At 52.0% G+C, this 5,011-nt stretch carries 1 protein-coding gene; it reads right to left on the reverse strand.

The window, feature by feature from the left end; genetic code table 11:
* Window positions 1-5,011: beta strand repeat-containing protein (locus Q384_RS10520; protein WP_037587917.1), on the reverse strand; the 5,011-nt coding region annotated here is incomplete at both ends.

The following is a 5,011-nucleotide window of genomic DNA, read 5'->3' on the forward strand; positions in this document are numbered from 1 at the left end:
TGTGTACGGTGCCTTCGGGCGCGGAGACGGTGCTGCCGATTTGGGTATAGTCTTTACCCGCTTGGATGACGGTGTTGCCTTGTAAGCTGCCCACTTGGCTGCCGGTATAATCAACGATGCGGCCGTCGCTGTTGATGGTGTCTTGTTTTTTGCCGATAAAGACGCCCAATCCGCCGCCGCCCATGATGCCGCTTTTTTTGGTTTCATGCCATTCGCTGCTGTTGCTGCGGTTCTCTGCCGCTTCGATGACGATGCTGCCGTTCGCCGCCAGTTGGGTGCCTCGATCCGATACGATGTTGCTGCCGATGATGTTGATGTCTTTGCCGCTGCCGATCAATATGCTGTTGCCGGTGATGTTGCTGCTTACCGCTTGGCTTGTGTGGTTTTGATATTGATCCTGTTCTGTGGTTTTTTTGCCGATGTCTTTGTCTTGGCTGTACACCGATTCTTGCAGACCGGTGCTGCGAATGCCGCTTTCGATCTGTACGCCTTTGCTGCCGTAAAGATAAACGCGGCCTTGTTCGCTGTTCAGTTCGCTTTGGCGGATATTGATTTGTCCGCCGCCGATGCTGAGGTTGCCGCCGCTGTAAATTTGGCTGCCCACTTCGCTTTCATTTTTGATGCGCAGATGGTTTTTATCGTTTAAATCGCCATAGCCTATGCTTTGATTGACGGCAACGGTGCCGATGCTAATGTTGCCGTTTTGGCTGTAAAGCCGGCTGCTGCCTTGGTTGTTGACAAGTGCCGCACCTTGTATTGTGATGCCTTTCTCGGCAATCAGGTTTAATGCCGATTCGGCTCCGCCGTCAATATAAATCCCGGCCACTCGGGTTATGTTGGTGCCGCCGTTGATTGCATCGCCGCTTCTTTTGGTTACAGAGGCGATGTCTATGCGGCTGCCGCTGAGGTTAACGCTGTCTGTGCCGTGTATCTGTCCGCCGTGGATGACGATGTTCTCTTGCGCTTGTAAGGCGATGCTGCTGCCTTGTATCAAGCCGCTGCTGCGCAGGTTTTCGCCTTGCAGATGAACGATGTTCCGTCCGGCAATGGTGCCTTGGTTATTCAGGCTGCCTGAACCCAGATTGAGTTGGATGTTATTCGCGCTGATCAGGCTGCCGTTGGCGTTTAAATCGCCTTCGCGAACCTTTAAATACACTTTCGGCACCAATACTGTTTGGGTGCCGCCGCCTGGCAGGCTGATCTGTTCGCTCACCAGCCACACGATGTCGCTGGTTAATTGCGCCATTTGTGCGGCACTTAAGGCGATGCCGGGAGTTAAGTTGAATTGTCGGGCGATGCTCGCGCCATTGTCCATTAAGGCTTTAAACTGTTCTTCGTCGCTTTGGTAGCCTGATAAACGGCGATAACCGGTGAGTTGGGCGATTTGCTCGTTGATGAGGCGTTGTTCATAAAAAGCATCACCCAGCCGTTTTTGGGTCCGCTGCGGATCAAGCTGCAGCTGTTGCAGCATGTAGTCGCTGCCCAGCCAACGTCTGTGGTTGGTAAAGGCAGGATCGGTTTCTACCAAATAACCGCCGGGGTTGGGGTTGATGTGGTACAGGCTGTTGCCGGGCAATACGGTTTTGCCGTTGACGGTTTTGGCCGCGGCCTGGGTGATGTCGTGGCTTTGCTGCGCTTGCTGCTGGGTTTGGCTTGTGCCGCCGACGGTGATGTCTTGTCCGTTTTGTGTTTGTGCATCAACTCGGTTCTCGCCGCTGCCGCTCTTTATTGCGGCTTCGCTTTGTGTTTCCTTTAATGCTGCGCCATTGTCTTGTTTTGCTTTGGCTGTGTCTGCCGATGGGTTGGTATGACGGATGGTTTTATCCGCTGTTTCCGCGGCGATGCGGATTCCGTCAATTTGACCGGCCGCAATGCTGTCGGTTTGGTTTTGCTGCGCGGCGGCAGTGCCCGCTTGCGTTTCACTGCGGGTCAGTCCGGTATGATTCCCTTGACGTGCCGCTGTGCCGGTTTGCTCGGCTCCGTTTGCCAATACTTGACCGACTGTGCCGATATTGCTGTCGCCAATATTTTGCTTGCCGCCGGTATTGATGTGCTCTTGATAGCTGATAAAGCCTTCAAAAGGTTTTTCGTCCACCAGGTTCTCTCTGTCCACGCTCCAACTTGCGGTATTTTTACGCCGCCATTTAAAGCGTTTTTTATACGCTTTGCTTTGTGCGCCTGAACCGGTTTCGTGTTCATAAACCTGCGCTTGGGTTTCTTTGTTCTCCAACACCAAGTCTTTATTACTGCCCAGCCAATCTCCGCCGATTAAAATTTGGCTGTTCTCATTCAGTAATTGCTTGCTATCCACATGCAAATCACCGCCCGCAATAATCTGCCCGGCTTCGGAATGCTTTAATTTATCTTCATGGCGGGTGATGGTAACGTTTTCTGTGCGCCACGTACTTTGTTCAATTGACCCGCGTCCGTCATAAAAATCAAACCGCCCTTTGGCATGGTTGCTTGTTTGCCGCCAATTGCCGTCCTTTCCTTGTATATACCACTCGCTGCTGCCCGGTGTACTCCAACGCTGTTCTTGACGGCTGTCTGTCTCCACGCCTTTTTCTATTTCAAAGCGATTATTCAGATTGTGTATCTGCGCTGCCGACAAATACATGTCTCCGATCGATTCTATCCGGCCACCGCGATTGATGAGGGTTTGCGCTTTGTCCTTTGCTGTGCCGTTTGTGTCTAATGCGCCGCCCACATGCAAACTGCCCAAACTTAAAATCAAACTGCTGCCGCCGCCAAGCTGCCATTCGCCGTTGACGACTTTGTCCGCGCCGCTGCCGAGGTTGTTCAGTTGTTTAACGCCGATGTCTAAGCGTTCTCGTGCCGCAATCACCGCAGATTGGGTTTTGCCATTGATGTCTTCTTCAATATTATTCAATACCTTGCCGCCAATGGCGATGTGATCACCATAAATTCTGCCGCTGCCATGATTGGTGATGCTGTTGCCGCTGTGGAGCCATGAGTTGCCGCCGCTGTTGATTAAGCCTTCATTGGCAATGTGGTTCTTGGCATTTAGTTCGGTATGATCCGCCGATTCAATCACGCCGCTTGCTTGATTGCTGATGTTGTTTGCTGTCAGCAATACGCTACTGCCGCCTTGTAAGCGGTGTTGATTGTTGATGCTGCCTAAGCTGGTGAGAATCAGATTTCTGCCGGCGGTATAGTCAGTTTGGGTATTGATGTCATTTTTTAAGGCTATGTTTAAATCACGCCCCGCCGCCACGGTGCCGCTTGTGTCGTGTTTCAGATCCCCGCTTTGAATTCGTACATCCTGTACGGCACTGATGCTGCCGTTTTGGTTATTCACGATAAGTGTGTTGCTGTTATTGTCGTGAAGCCGAATATCACCTGTGCTGCTTAACTGCCCGTATCGGTTATCCACGCTGTTGCTGATTTGTGCATCTATCATTTGACCGGCACGAATATGACCGTGCCGGTTGTCAATATCCGCTGCGGTGATGTTTAACGATTGTGCGTCTATTGTTCCGTCTGTGTTGTTGATCAGCCGGCTGCCAATGCGTGCCTGACCGTTGCTGACAATATTGCCTTGCCGGTTATTCAGCCCTTCGCTTTGCACGGACATATTCCCGGCCGCGCTGATTATGCCTTGTTCGCTGTTGTTGATGCCGCCGATTTGCAATTGTGCTGTGCCGCTGCTGTGCAATACGCCGCCGCGATTGTCTAAGTCGTTGCCGTGAAGCCGCAAATCCTGATCAACGGTCAATTTCCCTCGGCGATTATTGATTTCAACGGCAGTTATATCGGCTATGCTTGCTGTGATTTGAGCATCGCGGTTGTCTAAAATGCCGCTGTCAAGATGCAGTTCGCCAACGTTGATCTGACCGCGATTCAATAAATTTTGCGTAACGCTGAGATGCGTATCGCCGTTTGCCAGTATCTCGCCTTGGTTGTTTAAACCTTCGCCGATAATGATTTGCCCTGCGGGCAATGCGGTAAATACGTTCATCGCGCCGGTAAATGAATCATTATCTGCGGTGCTTGCCGGCTGCTTGCCGGCTTGAGTTGTGCCTGTTCCGGCTGTACCGGCTTGCTGCCCGGCCGTCGGCGCGGCAGAAGACTTGACCGGTATTATTTCATAACCCAATACGCCGCCGTTGGTTAAGGTTGCTGCGCGAATACGCAAATCCTGTCCGCCGCTTTGGATGAGTTTACCGCCCGCATTGCTCAGGCTGTTTGAAACAATATCAACTTGGGTCGCGTTGATTTCGCCGCTGTTGGTCAATGCGTTTTGATTGCGCAGGGTTAAGATGCTGCCCGCTGCGGTTAAACCGCTGTTGCCGAAATCCTGGGTTTGACTGCTAAGATTTTGCCCAGCCGCCAGCTGTCCGCTGCCGCTGTAGCTTTTGGCTTGTAATGTGAAATCTTTGCCGGCAACGATGCCGCCTTGATCGTTGCTGACCACAAGGGTGTTTTTACCTGAATCGCTGATTCGGGCGTTTTGGGCGGAACTGATTAAGCCGTGTTGATTGTTTACGCGGTTGGCGATGTTCAGGGTGAGTTGTTCGTTGGTGCGGATTGCGCCTTGGCTGTTGTCTAAACTTTGGCTGCTTGCCGTTAACCGTTCGGCATCCATTTGCCCTTGGGTGTTGTTGATGCTTTGGCTGTTGAGGCTGATTTCTTTGCCGATGAGTTTGCCGCCCGCATTGCTCAGGCTGCCTGAAACAATATCAACTTGTGCGGCGTTGATTTCACCGCTGTTGGTCAATGCGTTTTGGTTGCGCAGGGTTAAGGTGCTGCCCGCTGCGGTTAAACCGCTGTTGCCGAAGTCTTGGGTTTGGCTGCTGAGGTTTTGCCCTGCTGCCAATTGTCCGCTGCCGCTGTAGCTTTTGGCTTGTAATGTGAAATCTTTGCCGGCAACAATGCCGCCTTGATCGTTGCTGACAACAAGGGTGTTTTTGCCTGAATCGCTGATTCGGGCGTTTTGGGCGGAACTGATTAAGCCGTTTTGGTTGTTTACGCGGTTGGCGATGTTCAGGGT

This window comes from Stenoxybacter acetivorans DSM 19021 (assembly GCF_000745895.1).
Lineage (GTDB): Bacteria > Pseudomonadota > Gammaproteobacteria > Burkholderiales > Neisseriaceae > Stenoxybacter > Stenoxybacter acetivorans.